A 17,611-nucleotide genomic window follows, 5' to 3' on the forward strand; every position below is an offset into this window, starting at 1 on the left:
GGTCTTACTTCAGGTCGAGCACGACGACGGGACGCGTGGCGTCGCGCGTTGTCGGCCCAGTCAAGTTTTGCGTGGTTTCGCCGGAAAGGCGCGCGCGGATGCGATGCACCCGGGCGATGTAGTCGCGTGTTTCCGTGAAGGGTGGCACGCCCCCGTATTCCACGACGCGATGCGGCCCGGCGTTGTAGGCGGCCAGCGCCAGATCGACATCGTTGAAGGATTCTAGCTGCGCTAAAAGGTACCGTGCTGACCCGTCGAGGTTCTGCGCGATATCGGTTCTGTCTACGCCAAGGTCGCGTGCGGTGGCGGCCATGAGTTGGCCGAGACCATAAGCGCCTTTGTCACTGATGGCGTCAGGGCGATAAGCGCTTTCAGCTTCGATCAAGGCGCGGAATAGAGCCAGCCAGTCATCGGAGCTGAGCTCGAGTGCTCGTAGGGCTCGGTTGCGTTCATGTCTTGAAGCTGTCGCATGAATGGCCGCCAGCACATCCGACGGGACTATGGTCGCAAAGTCTTGCGAGTGTGTGGGCGGGGGGGTTCTTGTCTACCTGGCCGTGAACCGTCCAGCCGTCAGTTGTTCTGACGCTTCCGTCCGCTCCGAAGATCATCGCCTCCGCCGGGAGCGTCGAAGGGGATAGAGTAGTCGCTGTCAAAACACAGAGTGTGACCATCGCCGAACTCGTGGTGATGTTTGAAGAGGCCGGGCCAGATGTTGAAGAGGCGGGGTTCTGGTCCGTAAGGTCCGAACCGTGTCGAGACGAGGATCGCCTCGGGCTCTCCTTCGCGCAGGTAGACACACTGATAGCGGGGCTTCCCATCGTCCGTGAACTCGACAAGCTCGTACCGACAGCGGAAGTCGACTCCCGACCCGATGAGGTCCTTCACCCCATCAATAGTAATCAAGATTTGGTCTCTTGCGATCGGCACCAGACTCCCCCACTGGGAGTCCTTCTACAATCGGCAGCATTCCGCAGAAAGCCATCACTCTGCAATATATAATATTGCGCAATACGTATTTTGAGCGAGAATTGGCCTAATCACTCCAGGAGGCCGATATGAGACACACCCGACTTGCGTCACTGGTCCTAGCAGCCGGGCTGACGGTCGACGCCCAGAAAGCCCATGCCTACGATATGGATTGCGCCATCATGCTGTGTATGGCCGGTGGATTTCCATCGAGTGCTGTGTGCTCCGCCGCCTATGCCGAAATGATCCGGCGGATTACGCCCTGGCCGAGCCGGCCACCCTTTGGGGTCTGCACCTATGCTGCCGTTCCGGTTGCTTTGGGCGGACCGGGTGGAGAGGATGCTCTCGATACTTCGACACCGGACTACGAATGGCTACGCCGAACGCGCGTGCTTTGGTGGCGCGGTCGATCTTATGAGCCGCGCGATGAACCACGTCAGTGGGACTGGTCCATCAGATCCTGCGATCATGAAAACAAGAACTGTCATTATATCGTGCGCGTCTACGGCTCACATTCGCCTTGGCCAGCTACGTTCGCGTCGGAAAACGGTCAGAACATCCCGACACCCGGTTCGAGTGGGCTTTGGACCTTCTATAGCCGCGCCGTCATGATGGAGTATGGCGATTACGACGGCGCCATGGATTACACCGAATGGGTCAGATACTGAGGCGTCGTTCGGCAACTAAAGGTATTCGATATCGGCACGGGCCTGCGCCGCCAGTTTCGACAGGCCATGCCGGGTCAGGTCGAGCAGGAACTCGGACGGCGTCATTGGCGGGTTTTCATACCTCTTTCTCACGCGGCGGAGTGCACGGGCGCCGCCGGATGGATACAGGTCGTAGGTATTGGCGAGCATGTCATCCGCGCCGAGCGTTTCGACACCATAATCGTCGAGAACTTCGCTTGGGAAGTCTCGATGGTTTTCTGTCACAATAACCTGTGCCGAGCATCGGATCGCTGCCGCGAGAACGTGTCTGTCGTCCGGGTCCGGCAGGTCCAGACCAGCAATCAAGGGCTGGTATCCGGTCACGAAACATTCTTCGAATGTCTCTCTGATCGCGGCTTCCTGCTGGCGAATGCTCTCTTCGAGATGTGGTTTGAGCGCGATCAGGTTGCGTGTCCATTCGTCGAGAATCTCATCTGTGACCCTGGCCCGAAACAGGCCTTCCTGTGTGAACGTCAAGAGGACGTCCCGAACCCGGAACGGAAACAGGACGTTGGCATCGAGGACAACCACGAAGGGGTTGGCCACAAAGCTCATGCGTTGTCGAACTCCTGACCCAATCGCGCAAGGTCGCGCATCGCCTGCTCCTGGCGCCGCTCTTTCTCTTCCCGGTATTGCATGAGCGCCGTCAGAGGCACGCGCCGGTGCTTGCCCACTTCTTCAAATCGGATCTTCCCCTCCTTGAGCAACTTCGTGAGATGAGGGCGGGACACGTTCAGCATGTCGGCGGCCTCTTGGGTTGTGAGCATTGTGCCGACCGGAACGAGCGTGACCATGTTGCCATTGCTCACATGGCCGAGCAGTTCGATGATCAGTTTTCCAACCTCTGGCGCGATGGAGACCGGATCGCCGTTCTCTCCCGAGACTTTCAAGCCTCCGTCCAGTTCCATAGCCACGGCGATGGCTGTCGCAGCATGCGCGGCACTGTCGATTTCTTCCGGGGTCGGCGGGCGCTCCATAAGCCCGCTCTGGGCTGGTCTTTCCGCGGTATCGGCCATGGTTTTTCTCCTCGGTTCATCCCCTTAGATGTACCCAGGGAGTCACGCATGCAAGAGAAATAAACGGAATAAGTGAAATAAGTGTAACGATTTTGATAGACGGGTCGCGCCATCGAGTGTAAACAAAACAGGAACAGAATCGCCTTGCGGAGCAGTCTCATGGGCAAGAACACGAAACGCACCTCGCGCAAAGTCGCGTCGCAGGCAGCGGCCACGCTAAGCGACCCGAACGCCTCCGCAACCGCCAAGAGCCTGGCGGCATCGGCGCTGGCGCAGTCCGGGACTGGTAAACAGACGGGGGCGGCGATGGAGGACAAAGCCTCCAAGGTCCTGCAAAGCGACAAGTATAGCAGTGACACGAAATCGTTGGCAGGAACGGTTCTCTCGCAATCGAACAAGGCGCGCTAGACTAGGCGGGTCCGGATCTATCGAGATCGATATCTCGTTCGATGATATTGACTACGCAAATCTCCTCGGGCCTTACGAGCCAGACCCGCGTGCGGTCGCCGGTGTTCCAGAGATGCTCTTGCCAGACGACAAGTTCCGACCCGTTCACGATTGCTACGCCTTCGCGCACGGGCACGCCTTTGAGCGGACGATCATCCACCCGCCATCCCGGAGCAGGGTGTCGTCCGGCCTCCTAGCTGCGGGGTTTGAGAAGTTCCGAAGGATCGATGTTCAGAGCCTGGGCGATCTTTTCGAGCGTTGTCAGCGAGGCGGAATACTTGGCGTTTTCGATCTTGCCGACATAGCCGCGGTTCACACTTGCACGATGCGCCAATTCCTCCTGGCTGATGCCCTTGGCGCGCCGGGCATCTTGAAGATTCAAACCTACTCGTTCCTTCAAATTCATGACCGAAGCTCGGCCATGATGTGGCGTATTTAACCACGCAATATACTATACATTCGACGATGAAGCGGCTGATACTGTGTGATTTTCGGTTTCTAAAGGTGTCGATCAAGCTCGCCATTTGGTTGAATAAGATAGCATGGTGACTTCATGCAGCGAGGCGGAGTGGTCCTGTTGAGCAGAGTTTTGCCCATCGTCGCGGCTGAGGCAGGGGTGCGTCGCAACGGGTGTTCTGAATCCGATAAGGGTTATTATGTAAATTCAAGGATAGCTTTCTAGCTTTTGGCCTATGGTTATCCAAAGAACCTAGGTGTCACTTTCAAGTAGGCTTCGTAAGCTTCGCCGTAGCGTTCTTTCATCCAACTTTCCTCTGCATGGGGTGCAAAAAGAAGAACAGTTATTGCAGCCGCGCCCACGAGAAGTGCCGCTACGGAAGAGGAAAGCAGGAGCCATCCTAAAATCATGCAGGCATCTGCAACATATTGCGGATTTCGCGAGTAGCGATACAGGCCGTCGGTCTTAAGCGTACCCTGAGCACCACCCGTCTGAGCAATTCCAAATCCTCGGACGGCACTCCAGACCACGATATTCGACAATACGATGATTGGGATGCCCAACCCATACCGCATCCAAACCGGCAACTCCATTTGGCCCCAGCCAATCACTCCAAGTGCAATGAGCGTCCCAAACAATGCGAAGGTGGGAACCCAAACAAGGATCGGCGTCCAGACACTGTAGGCTTTCGGTGGCCATATGCGCCTCGCAGGACAGGCGATCGACCAAACCAGCGCACCGAGAGTTGCCACGGCAATCAAAAGGCCGATGATTATGAGCACGGAAGACACCTGAGACCTACTGACTGTGGAGCTTGTCATGGCCGAACAGTGGAGCCTCACCGTCACAGACACCGTTGCGCTCGAACTCTAGCGTGGAATGTGTAATCCCGAATTCTGCACCAATTCGTGACTTTAACTCAAACTTTAACTGCTCTAGCCGGGCCCAAGCTGTGTCCTCAACGACGACATGTGCATCGAGTGCTGGTGCGTTTTCTTCCATCTGCCACAAGTGCACGTGGTGGACGTCCTTAACGCCATCTGTTTGGCGCAGAACGGCCACCACCTCCCCTCCGTCGATGTCCGGTGGACTGCCGAGCATAAGCGTGCGGATCGGGCCACCAATCTCAGCGAATGCCAGGTACAGGATGTAAATCGCGATCCCAATCGTGATCGCGGGATCAACCCAACGCATGTCGTAGAGAATAATGAGCGTGCCGCCGACGATCACGGCGACCGAGGCCAAAGCGTCGGACAGGTTGTGCAGGAACAAGGCGCGGATGTTCTGGCTGCCCTTCTGCATAGAATAGGTCAGCGCCGCTGTCAGGGCGTCGATCACCAACGCTAATCCCGCGATGATGACGACAGTCCACCCCTGAACCTCGGGTGGTTCAAACAAGCGCATGCCGCCTTCGTAGATCAGATAAAGGCCGATCATGATCAGCGTCGTGTAATTGATCAGTGCTGCCACGGTCTCGATCCGGCCATAGCCAAACGTCATCCGTTCATCGGCAGGCCGACGCGCGATCTTGCGGGCCGCAAAGGCAATGACAAGCGCCGCCATGTCCGAGAAGTTATGGAGCGCATCCGCGATCAGAGCGAGTGAGCCTGCAAAAATGCCGCCCACGATCTGCGCAACGGTCAGAAGACCGTTGGCCCAAATCGCAATGGCCACGCGGCGATCCCCGCTGGATGGGTCCAAGTGGGCATGGCTATGACCGTGGTGATCATGCGGCATGGGTCTCTCCCTCATGCTGGTGCGCAACGGTCGCGTCGGGTTTCAGACGGCCCGCGCGGAAGGCTCGCACGCGGGCGTTCATCCAATGCCGGATGATGTTGCGATAGAGCCAACCGCGCAGACGACCGAACTTCTGCTCATGTTCTGCATAGAAGACGTCGGGCGTGTCGAAAGTTCCAAAATCCTGAACGATCCCGGTTTCCTGAATGTAGGTGTCCTGGCCGTTCCATTCGACGGGCGGCGCGCTCAGGCAATCCGTTCCCGCGCCGAAACCGCACAGGTTCTCGCGGTCGGCAAACGAAGATTGCAGAATCTTCAGAAATGCGCTGTCAAGAATGAAGCCTTCCAGGTTGATCCATCTGCCGTCCAGTTCGACCTCGATCCACGAGTGTAGGATCTCTTCCGGTGCAATTGGGTAGACTAGTTCCGGCACAACGCCGCGCTGAAGGCCCTTGTGGATCGTGAACCCGTGGATCCTGCACTTTATGCCTACACCCCGAAGGAGCGCCATAAGGAGCGTGCCCTTGGTGTTACACTGACCATAGCCATCGGACAGCACCTCGGACGCTGGAATGTCGTCGGCGCGGTTGTATCCGAAGGCGATTTCGTTGCGCACAAAGTTATAGACAGCTCCGATTTTGTCGGTATCGGACAGATCGCGCCAGCCCCTTCCATCAATTAACTGCGCGATAGGGGCCGCGCCAAAATCCAGGATTGGGGTTGCCGTCAGCAAGGGGTTTTCATGTGCCACAATGGGTCTCCTCGAATCTTTCGAGGATATAAATAATTGCTACAGTCACTGTAGGTTCAAGTAAGAATATCGAAAAGTTTGCCGTGCCTTTTCAGGCGCCAATCTGATCGTGCTCGGTCAGACACTCTGAATGGTCTCTAAGCACCTCAAGAACACGGCATTGCGCGGCGTTACCGCCGCTGCATTCCTTGACCATGCGCTTCAGTTCCGCGCGCAACGCTTTCAACCGTTCCATCCTCTGCTCAACGAGCTTCAATTGTCGGCGCGCGATTTCATCAGCTTCATGACAGGGCCGATCCGGTGCGTCCGACAAATCAAGTAACTCGCGGATCGCATCGAGTGGAAACCCCAATTGTCTGCTATGCCGGATGAATGCGAGACGATCGAGCTCAGCGTCACCATAGCGTCTTTGCCCGCCTTCGGTTCGGCCGGGCTCCGGCATCAGGCCTATCTGCTCATAGTACCGGATTGTCTGAACCTTGGTGCCGGTCTTCTTCGCGAGCGTACCAATCGTGAGCATGATGAAACCCCGTTAATCCTCCAGTGAATGTAGATTTGTCTCGCCTGTAGCGCAACCGCGGAACTCACGTTTTGGCGATCTCCGGCGCGCGCTTTACAAAACCTCTTGAACCTACAGTTGCTAGAGGGTGTAACCCAGCTTGAAAATTAAGAATCAAACAGGCAGGACGAATTGCGTCTTTCAGGCATACAAAAGGTTTTATGGGTTCTGGCAGGCACAGCGCTTCTTGTGTTTGCGGTTTTTCAGTTTGCCGGACATCGGACCGATACCGACGCAGACATGTCTGACCCAGCCTTTCGCGCGGCGTTCGAACTGACAGATCACCAAGGAATGATCCAGACCGAGCGCGACTTCTCCGGGCGGTGGATGCTCGTCTTTTTCGGCTTCGCGAACTGTCCGGATGTGTGCCCAACAACGCTCGCCGAAGTTGCAGCCGTCATGGAAGACCTGGGAACGGATGCAGAAAAAGTACAAGCGATCTTCATTACGATTGATCCTGAACGCGACACTCCCGCTGCGCTGGCCGAGTTCGTGCCCTTGTTTGATGCAGGTATCATCGGGCTGACCGGAACGCCGGAGCAGATCGCAGAGACGTCTGAGACCTTTCCGATCTTCTATGAGCGGATTGAAGAAGCCTCCGCGCCAGATGGCTACACAATGGGCCATACATCGCATTTGTTCCTGTTCGATCCCGACGCGGGCTTCGCGGATTCGTGGGCTTACGGCACACCCGCCGAAGAGATCCTCGCCGACCTAAGAGAGAGGCTCTGACCGAAATGACCCGCATATACGGAGAAACGGCCCTCGGGCTGGCGTGGGTGATCGCGCTTGCAGCCTCGCTGGCCGTTCTGTTCATTGGCGAGGTCCTGGGGCAGACACCCTGCCTGCTCTGTTGGTTCCAACGGGCCTTCATGTTTCCCCTCGCCATCGTGCTAGGACTTGGCCTCTGGTGGCGAGATGATCGCGTGGGCCGGTATGGGATCGCGCTTGCCATTGGCGGTGCCGCTGTCGCGCTCTGGCACCTGGGGCTTTATTTCGGTGTCATCCCGGAACGGATTCAACCCTGCACCGCAACAGGCCCCTCCTGCACGGACGACAACCAATTGGTGTTGGGCGTCCCAATCCCGCTGATGGCGCTTGCTGCTTTTGCCGCAATCGCGGCGCTGTCCGCTCTTTCTTTAAAGGACAAACACGCATGAACCGTCGTGGCCTCATTCTCTCTGTAGCAGCCCTAGGCGCCGCCGCTTTCGGGGGAGCAACTTGGTATGTAAACCGCCCTGCCCCGGTATCTGAGACAGAAGCCGTCGCCCCGGAATTGGCAGAAGTTCTGATACGGCCCTACTCTCCTGTTCTTGGTCCGGAGGACGCGCCTGTAACCATCGTCGAGTTTTTCGATCCCGCCTGCGAGGCCTGCCGGGCGTTTCATCCTATTGTGAAGGACATCATGGCTGAGCATGGCGATGCCGTGCGCGTCGTCATCCGCTACACGCCGTTTCATGGTGAGGGCTCGGAAGTAGCCATCCGCGTTCTTGAGGCCGCGCGCATGCAAGGCGTCTTCGAACCTGTATTGGAGGCTGTCCTGCGGGATCAGCCCCAATGGGCTTCTCATGGCGGCATGCGGCCGGAGTTGCTGATCGGGATAGCAGCATCTGCCGGACTGGATCCAGAAGCAGCGCAGGCGCAACTTCTTGCGCCACAGACAACCGGCGTTCTCAATCAGGATCGCGCCGATGTAGAGACCGTCGGTGTGCGCCAAACACCAACCTTCTTCGTCAACGGCAAACCGCTGGATCCATTTGGGGAGGCGGAGTTGCGCCGTTTGGTGGCAGATGAAGTCACGGCGGCCAACAGTTGACGCATGAGAGAAAAGGGAAAATCAAAGTGAAGACAGTAGTCTATGGCCTGATGGCCGCCCTCATGTTCGCATCAAACGCCGCAATGCCCGCTATCGCTGGTTCCGAGGACATTGTCGTCGAAGATGCCTGGGCGCGCGCGTCAATCGGCGTAAACCGTCCGGGGGCCGCGTATATGACAATCCGCAATACAGGCGAGGAGGCTGTGACACTCACCGGTCTCCGCACGGATTTGGCGATGATGCCTGATATTCACCAGACATCCACAAACGCCGAAGGTGTCAGCTCTATGGCCCCCGCAGGCGAAATTGAGATTGCGCCGGGTGAATCTGTGTCGTTGGAACCGGGTGGCCTGCACGCCATGCTGATGCGCTTGCAGCGACCGATGGCCGAGGGAGAAAGCTTCTCTTTGACACTCGACTTCTCGGACGGCGGTGAGATCATGGTCGAGGTTCCGATTCTGGGTATTGCCGCGCGCGGTCCAGAGGGCTGATGATCCTGCGCACGGCCCTCAAGTATGCCTTCACAGGTATCGCGGCGGTTGCCCTGACACTTGTTGTCGGGTGGTGGCGGGTTGATGGCCCCGGTGCGCCCGAACAGACGGAACTTCGACCGGTCGCCCTATCCGAAATGGAATTCCGCCTCTCCGATCACGAGGGAAACGAGGTGGGACCCGAAACCCTAATCGGCAGCCCAACGATGATCTTCTTCGGCTTCACCTACTGCCCAGACGTTTGTCCGACGACATTGTCGGACATCTCCGGTTGGCTTGATGACCTCAGTAAAGAGGCGGAGGGGATGAATGTGGTGTTCATCACCGTCGATCCGGAGCGGGATACTATCGAGGCGATGGCCGAGTATGTTGGCTATTTCCATCCGTCGGTCCGCGGGTGGACTGGCCCGGAAGAGGAAATTGCGCGCGCGGCACAGGGCTTCCGCGCACGCTATGAGCGGGTGCCGACCGACGGCGGCGATTACACCATGAACCACACCGCCAGCGTTTTCCTGTTTGACGCCGAAGGCCGGTTCACCACCATGATCGACTATCACGAGCCGAGGGAATTCGCGGTGCCGAAAATCCAGCGTGCGTTGGACTGAATAATTGAAGTGCAACAGTGTTGCTCACTTGACGAAGCTAAAGGATTATTGCCCAGCTGTTTGCGCGGTGGTCGAGTGTGTGATGCGCTCGACTGAAAAGGGAACGGGGTGAGAAACCCCGGCTGCCCCTGCAACTGTAAGCGGCGAGCAAGCCCGAAACTGCACCACTGACACATGTGTTGGGAAGGTCCGGGGGCGCGTTGAACCGCGAGCCAGGAGACCTGCCGCCAACGCAACTGCCGAGACATCGGCACCAAATGTCGTCAGGTAGGACGGCAAGGAGACTTGATATGCATATTGAACCCGGCGTCGTAGATGGCGCAAAAATGGTCCTCGCCTACGGGACTGCGGCCGCCGCAGGGGGGTACTCCCTAAAGCTTGCAGCGGACGACCTGAAAACACATTCAGCTATCTCATTTGGCGTGCGCAGCGTTCTTGCCGTTGTAGCAGTTTTCCTCTTTTTCGAAGTCTTCCCGCACTTCGCCGTTGGCATCTCGGAGGTCCATTTCATCCTCGGAACCACAATTCTGCTTTTGCTTGGCGCAGGCCCCGCAGTGGTCGGTTTGGCAGGAGGTTTGCTGGCGCAAGGTATGCTCTTTGCGCCGACTGACATGCCGATGTTCTTCGTGAATGTCACCACGCTGCTCTTCCCGCTCTTCGCCATCGACGCTTTGGCCAAACGCATCATTCCGGAACAGAAGACTTTTGTTGACTGCAACTACAGTGAAGTTCTCAAGCTGTCTTTCGCCTACCAAGGCGGCGTGATCGCCTGGGTTGCCTTCTGGGCACTCTATGGTCAGGGCTTTGGAGCTGAGAACATATCGGCAGTGACCAGCTTTGGGGCTGCCTACCTGCTGGTGGTTTTGGTTGAGCCGATTGCGGATTTAGTGGTCCTCGCAGCGGCAAAACTTCTTCGCGATACTAAGCCAAACGGCCTGTTCACTGAACGGCTGTTTAACGCAGCATAGATATTTCGCTACCGGCGGCCTCAAACTGAGGCCGCCTTTCTTTATGTCTGACCCAATATCTCCAGCACTTGCGCTTTAATCCAATTTACAGAGTAAGTGCTAGCATTGGCACTTCAAAAACTACGGATTGAAGTGTTTCTTTCCGTCGATCATGGATCTTGCCAGGTTTTGACGCTCAAGAAGACTCATCACAACTACTCCTGCAACGTGCAGTACGATCAATAGCAATGAATACGTCCCCAGAAACTCATGAGACCGTTCAAATAATTCAGCAACATTTCCAGAAAGTACTGTGCTCAACCATCCAGTCGTGCCTGTGAGAGCAAGCCAGGCAAGCAGGACAACGACCATAACCCCGCCGGCAGGATTATGACCTGCCTCTGCTGTATGTCGTCCGGTCAAAGCGTTCGTAAGATGCGCTTTGATAGTACTCGGTGACGTAACGAATTCGGAGAACCGCGCGTTGCGAGGACCCACAAAACCCCAGCCTATCCGAAATACCACGAAGCCGAGTATAATATAGCCAGTGTATTCATGTGCTGTGTCCCACTCTTCAGCTGTCAGTTGGGAGATGCAGTATGCAAAAACAAGCGACCAATGAAAGACGCGAGTGGTAATGTCCCAAACGGGGGTTTCGCGCTCATACATCATTTGCGAAAATCTCCATTGGCAGCATTGTCATGACAGGCTACGCAATCAGATCGATAGATGTTCTCAAAATCCTCGGTCTTAAAAGATTGGTTTTTGTGTTCTCGCAACCAGTGGTCCGTTTCCGTAATCCGAATCGGCCAATCGTTGGTTTGCCCCCGACTGAATCGGTTGCCAATCCAGGACGCATCCGCTGAATTTGAATTCAGATAATCTGTTATCGAAGCAACTGAATCTTCGTCAAGGCTCGCATCTTCACCAAAATGAGACTCAAGAGTGTTCATCATGTCCGTCCACGATGTGGCAGATAGCATAGAGGGCGGGAATGCAAAATGACAAGCCGAACACTCCTCTTTGGTCAATGCATGGTTGACTGGGTCGATATTCTCATTGCGAACGCGCATACTCGCACTGAGAACCAAAAACCCCATCACAGTGACCAGAAAAAGGCGCGCTGCCATTTAATCACCGTTTCTCATAATAACCGTTTTCGGCCCGAAGATGGCAGACTGTGCAAACTGCCTTCAAACCCGCAAGTCCTGAAGGCAAGTATTCCTTGGAAATTGCGAAATGTTTTCCGGTCCAGTATTCGGTTTCAGTAATTCGAATTGGCGGATTTTGAGCATCAATGCCGCGTAGATACTTTGAGAATTGAGGTTTAGTATCAGCAGCTTGCGCAACAAGGTATTGGGTTATGTCTTGTATTGCTTCGAGTTCCAATGAGGCATCTTCACCGAAGTGGTTCTCCAAGCCCTGCATAATCTTTCTCCATGATGCCTCAGGCAACATCGAGGCAGGGTATGCAAAATGACAAGCCCCGCACTCATATTTGGTGAGTTGATGGGTGATAGGTTGCCTGAGATCATCATCCGCGAAAACCGGTGAACAGGCTAACGCCAAACCTAGAGTTGCTGCTAAACGCATGATGTCTCCTTACAAACCTTTCATGAAGCTTAAGAAATCGCCTTTTTCGATGGCAGTGCATTCCCTACCAAGAACGGACCTACAGTTTCTTCCAAACCATTTCTCGGCTTTTTTGAGCGTTTGATAGCGTTCTGGACTCACTGAAACCGCCATCGGATCAATCGCTTTACCGGCTCGAGTCTCGCCAACTTGCGTTGGGTCATTTGTGTGGCATGACGTACAAGATGGTGTGTCTGGTTTTCCTGATGAGAATTCCTTCAGATATAGCTCTTCTCCCCGATCAGCATCAAAACCCGCAAAGGACTGCGTTTCACTTTTGGCTTGAGCCATGTAGTAATTGATAAGATCGTCGACACCCCCTGCATGAAGTGTCGTGCCTAGGAATGAGAGCAAAAGCGCGATCGCGATCAATATATGTTTCATCTGCTTTCCGTTCTACAAATCGCCGCAGCTAGACTTCCAAAGCTGCGGCCGATGGACCCATTTCAACTGGCATTGAACGGCGAAAACGTAGACCACATATTGGCAAACAACCTGATCTGACTGATCTTCACGGGTTCAACTTCCAAGTAGTCTATGGCCAACGCGAGCACCGGTACATAGATGGTCACCACTTAGTACCGCCTACCCCAAACCCAAAACAAGGTTGTTCCAAGGACATCATCAGTTCTCTTCGGCTGCATTACCAATGGCTTTTTCGAAGGCAGCCAGCGTTTCGTCGCTCACATGATGTTCGATGCCTTCCGCATCGCGCTCTGCGGTTTCCTCGTCGATTCCCAGGCTTAGAAGAAATGCGACCACAATCCGGTGCCGTCTCCGACAGGCTTCGGCCAAGGCTTGGCCCCGCTCGGTCAGGAATATCGCGCGGTAGCGTTCACGCCGCACCAACCCTGCCGACTTTAATCGCGAAATGTTCTTTGTGACGGTTGGGGGCTTCACACCCAATCGTTCGGCAATTTCGACGGGACGCGCTTCTCCTCGGATTTCAATCAACTCCGCAATCAGCTCGACGTAATCCTCTGCCATCTCGCTTTCATGCGCTTGGCGCACGATCGCAAAACCTTCCGCCTGAGCTTCCGGAGCCCGTTCCACGGATTGAATGGTTTCACGGTCATGTGATTGCGGCTTCGTCATATCGGGACTTTGCCTTCTGCCTGAGCAATTGACAACTTGTTTGCTTTGGGTAGATAATTTAGACGCGGCTAACTTTTTGGCTGGAGGCCATCATGATCCGGAAACTCTCAGGCTTGCTGGTTGCGGCGTGGATTGGCGCAGTAGCCGCTTTTGGGCCGTCCCATGCAACACCGGCAAAGGAAGCGTCGTGGTTGCCAGATGCAGCGGCCTATCGGCTGACCCTCTTTCTGGGAAATTTGGAGCCAATCCCTTGGGATCAGGTTGAAACCGCCTGGTCCGATCCCTATCACGGCTCGGATTTTTCTGCGGGCGCGCTTGCATGGTTGAGCGCGAATAGCGACATCGGTGCAGAGCCGGTGCTAAACGCGATTGCGCGAAGAGATCGTCAGGCCCTTTTTGAAGCCGCGACAAAAACAATCGCGCACAGAATCGAAGAGGAGTTAAACCGCGCGCTCAACGCGGACGACCCAGCCACCGCGCAGCAGGCGGTACAGACCGCGCGCAAACTCTACCGCGCCTTTGCGGATGGCATCGGCGCAGCCGATGCCGATGCAGCGCGCCAAATTGGCCGTGCATGGCTGGAACTGAACAACAGCACCGGCTCCGCCGGAGTTCTCGGCGCGGGAGCGACACCTGCCGACCGAGAAGCGATGGTCGCTGCACGGACGACCATCTCAAGCTATCTCGCTGAGAATTACCTGGCCGAAGACTTCGCCCCGAGGCGACTGCTTACCCCATTGCCTGAAACAGCCATACTCAGTGGGCGCGATATCGACTTACCGCCGAGCCTTCCGCCGGGGGCGGATATCTTTGATCAAGACCCATTGCCGCTGCTTGTCCTGAACTTCGAGGAACAGGGCATCGATGAAACCGATCTGCCTCTGATCGCCTACGGCGACATGCTCTTCGATAGTGCCCAGATATTCGGCGGCCCCGCGCGTGATCTTGGAATCGCGTGTTCGACGTGTCACAACCGGTCGGACATCAATCAGCGGCTCTTCATTCCGGGTGCCAGTCATCAACCCGGTGCCGTCGATGTCGACGGCGCCTTCTTCAATCCGATCTTCAACGACCGGCGTGACGATCCGCTCGATATTCCCAGCCTGCGCGGCCTGCGGTTTACCGGACCCTATGGCCGGGACGGTCGGTTTGCATCACTGCGCGACTTTACACGCAATGTGATCGTCAACGAATTTGCTGGCGCGGAACCAACACCCTTCATGCTGGATGCGCTGGTCGCTTATATGCAGGAATTCGATTTTCTTCCAAATGCCATGCTGACAACGGACGGCCAGTTGACCGAGGCCGCCACAGATGCGGCGGTGCGCGGGGAAATCCTTTTCAACCAAAACTTCGAGGGGCTCGGCGACCGGTCCTGTGCCAGCTGTCATGTGCCAAGCGGCAACTTCCTGGACCGGCAGGCGCATGATATCGGATCGGTTGCTCCGGGTTATTCGGGCGCGCGCTCAGGTGCCCTCGATACGCCCACGCTTCTTGGAACGGTCTATACAGCACCTTACTTTCACGATGGATCGCTGCCGACACTTGCCAGTGTCGTTGACTGGTTCAACGACACGAAGTCGCTCGGCCTCACTGAGGCAGACCGCGCGGACCTGACCGTCTATCTCGAAACCATCGGCGCGGCGGACGAACCCTATGAGGCCTTCGATGCCGAGAATACGCCCTTCCGCCTTGCGTTCGCGGAACTGACCACATTCGCGTCGACGCTGGATACGCTGCTGCCCCGCCGGGACGCGGAACACATCCTTCTCTTGGTCGAAACGGTCGGGGCGGACCTTTCGGCTGACGCAAGTACGATGTCCAATCTGTCTGCCCGCCCGGACGTCTATGCGCTTGCCGAGCGGTTGAACCAGGTTGGCGCGGCCGTGCGCGCAGAGGACTGGGACACCGCAGAAGCAAGCTGGGCGGCATTCAAAGCCGAGGCCATGACACTCGAAGCGAGGGCATTCTGATGCAGGTCCGTTTGAATCGCAGATCATTGCTGGCCCTGTCCGTCGCCGGTGCATTGTCTCTGGGAACACCTCTTGCGGGGCAAGAGACGAGCCTACGCCTCGCCTTCATTCCGCAAGAAAATCCTGACAAGTTGCTTGGCGATATTGCGGCAATCACCAACTGGCTTGCCGAACAAATCGGCGCTCCCGTCGAGGGGTTTGTCACGATTGATCACGCTGCTGCCGTCGAGGCGCTTCGCAATGGAGACGCAGATATCTCGTTCATGGGTGCCCTGCCCTTCGTGCTGGCAGAGGCCGAGATCGGTGCAATACCGCTCCTGTCCGAGGTTTACCGTGACCAACCGAGCTACACAGGTCGAATCTTCGTGCGCCGAGACAGCGGGATCGAGACGCTAGCGGATTTGCGGAACAAGGACATCGCGTTCGCCGATCCCATTTCAGAATCGGGCTACCTGTATCCGCTCGCCGAATTTGTGGACGCAGGCTTGTTCGCTGCACCAAGAGACGCAGACGCGTTCTTTGGTCGCGTGTTTTTTGCAGGTGGCTATCAGCAGGCCATGCAGGCGATGGCCGAGGGCCTCGTCGACGCCGCAGGAGCGAGCCAGTACGCCGATCTACTTCTCAGCCCCGAACAACAAGCCCAGGTGACCTGGATTGCGGAGAGCGATGCGATCCCCAGCCATGTGGTTATCGCGCGGCCTGGACTTGATGCAGGGCTTCAGGCGCGATTTGTCGACACCATGTTGCGGCTGAACGCTTCGGAAAACCGCAACCTTCTCCGCTATCTCTATGGACCCGATGGATATGTCAGGGCGGATACGGCCAACTATGAAGGGGTGCGCGCCATGGCGCGGCGATACGGGTTGCTGGGATGAAGTCAGCCATTCAAATTGACGATCTCAGCTACACGCATCCGGGTTCAGACTTTCGTGCTTTGGAGCATGTCTCTCTTGCCGCGCCTGCAGGCCAGAGTATTGCGTTGCTGGGCCCGTCCGGTGCGGGCAAGACCACATTGCTGACACTGCTCGATGGGCGACTTCGTGGCTGGCGCGGTCGCGCTTCAGTTCTGGGGGCATCCCTTGACCCCGATCATCCGCCCGCACGCGCCCGACGGCCCGACACCGGCTTTGTATTCCAGGAATTTGCCTTGGTCGAGCGCTCTTCGGTGCTGCACAACGTGCTGAATGGCCGTCTTGGCCGCATGTCTCCATTGCGCGCGGTCCTGTGGTGGCCCACCTCTCAAGACTTGAATCTTGGGCGGGCCGCACTTGCGGATTGCGGCATCGCGGATCTGGCAGAGCGTCGAGTCGACAGTCTCAGCGGGGGGCAGCGGCAACGGGTTGCCATAGCGCGCTGTCTTGCTCAGGAACCTCGCCTAGTCCTTGCTGACGAACCGATCAGCAACCTCGATCCTGCACGCGCGACAGAGATCCTGACACTGCTGACCGGAGCGGCACACGCGCGGGGTGCGACCGTGATGTTCTCTTCGCACCAGCCTGATCTCGCCCGGCGCTTTGCCGATCGTATTGTTGGCATGCGGGACGGGCAGATTGCCTTTGACGTGGCTGTTGATGACCTGAGTGAAGCCGCAACGGTCGAGCTTTATCGCGAGGCTGGGATCCCTACCGGTACCGGCCTCAGGGCGGTCAGCTGATGAGGTCGCGCGGGTTAGGCAGTTTCGCCGCCGGGCTTCTCATCGCTGGCGCAATTCTTTGGTCCCTTTTGACGACCGACGTCGAACTGTCGCGTCTCTTGTCAGCAGGCCCCCGGATTGCCGACTTCCTCGGCCGTATGGTGCCGCCTGATCCAACCGTCATGAATGAAATCATGAAAGGCAGCGCAGAAACATTGCGCATCGCGATCCTGGGGTCCTTGGGCGCGGTGTTTCTCTCCGTACCGCTCGGGATACTCGCGTCCGAAACAATGGTGTCCCCGGCGGTCTTTCGTCCCGTCCGCACCTTGCTTGCCCTCATTCGCGCGGTCCCGCTGATCCTCGTCGCTATGCTCATGGTCGGCGCGGTCGGGCTTGGCCCTCTGCCTGGCATCATCGCGGTTGCCATTCACGCGACCGGCATGCTCGCAAAGTTCTATGCCGAAGCTATCGACAGCGTATCCCGCGCACCGATTGCCGCACTGGAAAGCGCTGGCGCGGGACCGCTAGCGCGGCTCAGGCACGCAATCTGGCCGCAGATGGCACCCGTCGTCGCGCGAGACACAATTTTCCGGTTCGAATTGAACCTGCGGGAGTCGCTTATCCTGGGCATCGTAGGTGCTGGAGGAATTGGGTTCTACATCCAAACCTATGTGCGGTCGTTTCAGTACGACAAAGCGGCAAGCGTGACTCTGGCCGTGATCGCCATGGTAATCACCATCGAGGCAATCAACGTGGCGCTCAGACGGCGGTTTGCGTAA

Annotated in this window: 26 protein-coding genes and 1 riboswitch; of the genes, 12 read left to right on the top strand and 14 right to left on the bottom strand. The window is 56.9% G+C overall.

The window, feature by feature from the left end; translation table 11 throughout:
- Positions 1 to 4: 4 nt before the first annotated feature.
- Together AB4K19_RS20150 and AB4K19_RS20155 are read right to left on the bottom strand one after the other, a co-directional pair.
- Positions 5 to 385, bottom strand: coding sequence for a lytic transglycosylase domain-containing protein (locus tag AB4K19_RS20150; RefSeq protein ID WP_436399600.1), 381 nt, complete (start codon positions 383 to 385; stop codon positions 5 to 7).
- 185 nt (positions 386 to 570) lie between these two features.
- Positions 571 to 927, bottom strand: a complete 357-nt coding sequence (locus AB4K19_RS20155; protein ID WP_375231018.1) for a hypothetical protein — start codon at positions 925 to 927, stop codon at positions 571 to 573.
- 128 nt (positions 928 to 1,055) lie between these two features.
- On the opposite strand from AB4K19_RS20155, the gene AB4K19_RS20160 reads away from it, so the two are divergent.
- A complete protein-coding gene (locus tag AB4K19_RS20160) occupies positions 1,056 to 1,634 on the top strand; it encodes a hypothetical protein (protein WP_375231019.1) in 579 nt (192 codons plus the stop codon).
- Between the two features lie 15 nt (positions 1,635 to 1,649).
- On the opposite strand, the gene AB4K19_RS20165 is transcribed toward AB4K19_RS20160, so the two are convergent.
- Together AB4K19_RS20165 and AB4K19_RS20170 are read right to left on the bottom strand one after the other, a co-directional pair.
- A complete protein-coding gene (locus AB4K19_RS20165) occupies positions 1,650 to 2,228 on the bottom strand; it encodes a PIN domain-containing protein (RefSeq protein ID WP_084066302.1) in 579 nt (192 codons plus the stop codon).
- A complete protein-coding gene (locus AB4K19_RS20170) occupies positions 2,225 to 2,689 on the bottom strand; it encodes a helix-turn-helix domain-containing protein (RefSeq protein WP_072779850.1) in 465 nt (154 codons plus the stop codon). The genes AB4K19_RS20165 and AB4K19_RS20170 overlap by 4 nt, the downstream gene beginning before the upstream one ends.
- A gap of 159 nt (positions 2,690 to 2,848) precedes the next feature.
- On the opposite strand from AB4K19_RS20170, the gene AB4K19_RS20175 reads away from it, so the two are divergent.
- Positions 2,849 to 3,097, top strand: a complete 249-nt coding sequence (locus AB4K19_RS20175; protein ID WP_044025800.1) for a hypothetical protein — start codon at positions 2,849 to 2,851, stop codon at positions 3,095 to 3,097.
- Between the two features lie 232 nt (positions 3,098 to 3,329).
- On the opposite strand, the gene AB4K19_RS20180 is transcribed toward AB4K19_RS20175, so the two are convergent.
- The 5 genes from AB4K19_RS20180 to AB4K19_RS20200 form a co-directional block, all read right to left on the bottom strand.
- Positions 3,330 to 3,518 carry a helix-turn-helix domain-containing protein gene (locus AB4K19_RS20180; protein WP_436399601.1) on the bottom strand — a complete coding sequence of 63 codons (189 nt, stop codon included), beginning with the start codon at positions 3,516 to 3,518 and terminating at the stop codon, positions 3,330 to 3,332.
- A gap of 314 nt (positions 3,519 to 3,832) precedes the next feature.
- On the bottom strand, positions 3,833 to 4,375 hold the full coding sequence (locus AB4K19_RS20185) for a methyltransferase family protein (RefSeq protein ID WP_338551246.1): 543 nt from the start codon (positions 4,373 to 4,375) through the stop codon (positions 3,833 to 3,835).
- A 16-nt stretch (positions 4,376 to 4,391) separates the two neighbouring features.
- Positions 4,392 to 5,330 (bottom strand): cation diffusion facilitator family transporter, encoded by a 939-nt coding sequence (locus AB4K19_RS20190; protein WP_436399602.1) that lies wholly within the window; start codon positions 5,328 to 5,330, stop codon positions 4,392 to 4,394.
- Positions 5,320 to 6,081: a transglutaminase-like domain-containing protein gene (locus AB4K19_RS20195; protein WP_375231024.1), complete on the bottom strand. Its 762-nt coding sequence runs from the start codon at positions 6,079 to 6,081 to the stop codon at positions 5,320 to 5,322. The genes AB4K19_RS20190 and AB4K19_RS20195 overlap by 11 nt, the downstream gene beginning before the upstream one ends.
- Positions 6,082 to 6,172: 91 nt before the next feature.
- Positions 6,173 to 6,601 carry a MerR family transcriptional regulator gene (locus AB4K19_RS20200; protein WP_338551249.1) on the bottom strand — a complete coding sequence of 143 codons (429 nt, stop codon included), beginning with the start codon at positions 6,599 to 6,601 and terminating at the stop codon, positions 6,173 to 6,175.
- 207 nt (positions 6,602 to 6,808) lie between these two features.
- Here AB4K19_RS20200 and AB4K19_RS20205 point away from each other — a divergent pair, with 207 nt between their 5' ends.
- The 6 genes from AB4K19_RS20205 to AB4K19_RS20230 all read left to right on the top strand — a co-directional run bounded on the left by AB4K19_RS20205 (position 6,809) and on the right by AB4K19_RS20230 (position 10,520).
- Entirely contained in the window at positions 6,809 to 7,372 is a 564-nt protein-coding gene (locus AB4K19_RS20205; RefSeq protein WP_425041376.1) for an SCO family protein, read from the top strand.
- 5 nt (positions 7,373 to 7,377) lie between these two features.
- The gene (locus tag AB4K19_RS20210; RefSeq protein ID WP_338551250.1) at positions 7,378 to 7,800 is read left to right on the top strand and encodes a disulfide bond formation protein B; all 423 of its coding nucleotides are present in this window, start codon (positions 7,378 to 7,380) and stop codon (positions 7,798 to 7,800) included.
- Positions 7,797 to 8,456, top strand: coding sequence for a DsbA family protein (locus AB4K19_RS20215; RefSeq protein ID WP_338551251.1), 660 nt, complete (start codon positions 7,797 to 7,799; stop codon positions 8,454 to 8,456). The genes AB4K19_RS20210 and AB4K19_RS20215 overlap by 4 nt, the downstream gene beginning before the upstream one ends.
- 50 nt (positions 8,457 to 8,506) lie before the next feature.
- Positions 8,507 to 8,947, top strand: coding sequence for a copper chaperone PCu(A)C (locus AB4K19_RS20220; protein ID WP_425041375.1), 441 nt, complete (start codon positions 8,507 to 8,509; stop codon positions 8,945 to 8,947).
- Complete coding sequence (locus AB4K19_RS20225) at positions 8,947 to 9,552, top strand: SCO family protein (protein ID WP_375231027.1); 606 nt, start codon at positions 8,947 to 8,949, stop codon at positions 9,550 to 9,552. The genes AB4K19_RS20220 and AB4K19_RS20225 overlap by 1 nt, the downstream gene beginning before the upstream one ends.
- 48 nt (positions 9,553 to 9,600) lie before the next feature.
- Positions 9,601 to 9,795, top strand: a riboswitch (cobalamin riboswitch).
- Between the two features lie 47 nt (positions 9,796 to 9,842).
- The gene (locus AB4K19_RS20230) at positions 9,843 to 10,520 is read left to right on the top strand and encodes an energy-coupling factor ABC transporter permease (protein ID WP_375231028.1); all 678 of its coding nucleotides are present in this window, start codon (positions 9,843 to 9,845) and stop codon (positions 10,518 to 10,520) included.
- Between the two features lie 120 nt (positions 10,521 to 10,640).
- Here the strand turns inward: AB4K19_RS20230 and AB4K19_RS20235 are convergent, their stop codons facing one another.
- From AB4K19_RS20235 to mntR, 5 genes are all read right to left on the bottom strand, one after another.
- Positions 10,641 to 11,171 carry a cytochrome b/b6 domain-containing protein gene (locus tag AB4K19_RS20235; RefSeq protein ID WP_436399603.1) on the bottom strand — a complete coding sequence of 177 codons (531 nt, stop codon included), beginning with the start codon at positions 11,169 to 11,171 and terminating at the stop codon, positions 10,641 to 10,643.
- Complete coding sequence (locus AB4K19_RS20240) at positions 11,168 to 11,629, bottom strand: cytochrome C (RefSeq protein ID WP_436399604.1); 462 nt, start codon at positions 11,627 to 11,629, stop codon at positions 11,168 to 11,170. The genes AB4K19_RS20235 and AB4K19_RS20240 overlap by 4 nt, the downstream gene beginning before the upstream one ends.
- 4 nt (positions 11,630 to 11,633) lie before the next feature.
- The gene (locus AB4K19_RS20245; protein ID WP_375231030.1) at positions 11,634 to 12,092 is read right to left on the bottom strand and encodes a hypothetical protein; all 459 of its coding nucleotides are present in this window, start codon (positions 12,090 to 12,092) and stop codon (positions 11,634 to 11,636) included.
- Positions 12,093 to 12,101: 9 nt separating this feature from the next.
- Positions 12,102 to 12,515, bottom strand: coding sequence for a DUF1924 domain-containing protein (locus tag AB4K19_RS20250; protein ID WP_375231031.1), 414 nt, complete (start codon positions 12,513 to 12,515; stop codon positions 12,102 to 12,104).
- A gap of 240 nt (positions 12,516 to 12,755) precedes the next feature.
- Positions 12,756 to 13,226, bottom strand: a complete 471-nt coding sequence (gene mntR / locus AB4K19_RS20255; RefSeq protein WP_436399605.1) for a manganese-binding transcriptional regulator MntR — start codon at positions 13,224 to 13,226, stop codon at positions 12,756 to 12,758.
- Between the two features lie 92 nt (positions 13,227 to 13,318).
- On the opposite strand from mntR, the gene AB4K19_RS20260 reads away from it, so the two are divergent.
- Genes AB4K19_RS20260 through phnE form a run of 4 tightly spaced genes read left to right on the top strand, consistent with a single transcriptional unit; the run spans position 13,319 to position 17,611 of the window.
- On the top strand, positions 13,319 to 15,199 hold the full coding sequence (locus AB4K19_RS20260; RefSeq protein WP_436399606.1) for a cytochrome c peroxidase: 1,881 nt from the start codon (positions 13,319 to 13,321) through the stop codon (positions 15,197 to 15,199).
- Entirely contained in the window at positions 15,199 to 16,074 is an 876-nt protein-coding gene (locus AB4K19_RS20265; RefSeq protein WP_425041338.1) for a phosphate/phosphite/phosphonate ABC transporter substrate-binding protein, read from the top strand. Before AB4K19_RS20260 ends, AB4K19_RS20265 begins: the two co-directional genes overlap by 1 nt.
- Complete coding sequence (locus tag AB4K19_RS20270) at positions 16,071 to 16,853, top strand: phosphonate ABC transporter ATP-binding protein (protein ID WP_436399607.1); 783 nt, start codon at positions 16,071 to 16,073, stop codon at positions 16,851 to 16,853. Before AB4K19_RS20265 ends, AB4K19_RS20270 begins: the two co-directional genes overlap by 4 nt.
- On the top strand, positions 16,853 to 17,611 hold the full coding sequence (gene phnE / locus AB4K19_RS20275; RefSeq protein ID WP_338551259.1) for a phosphonate ABC transporter, permease protein PhnE: 759 nt from the start codon (positions 16,853 to 16,855) through the stop codon (positions 17,609 to 17,611). Before AB4K19_RS20270 ends, phnE begins: the two co-directional genes overlap by 1 nt.

The sequence above is a fragment of the Roseobacter phycocola genome (genome assembly GCF_042055075.2).
GTDB lineage: Bacteria > Pseudomonadota > Alphaproteobacteria > Rhodobacterales > Rhodobacteraceae > Roseobacter.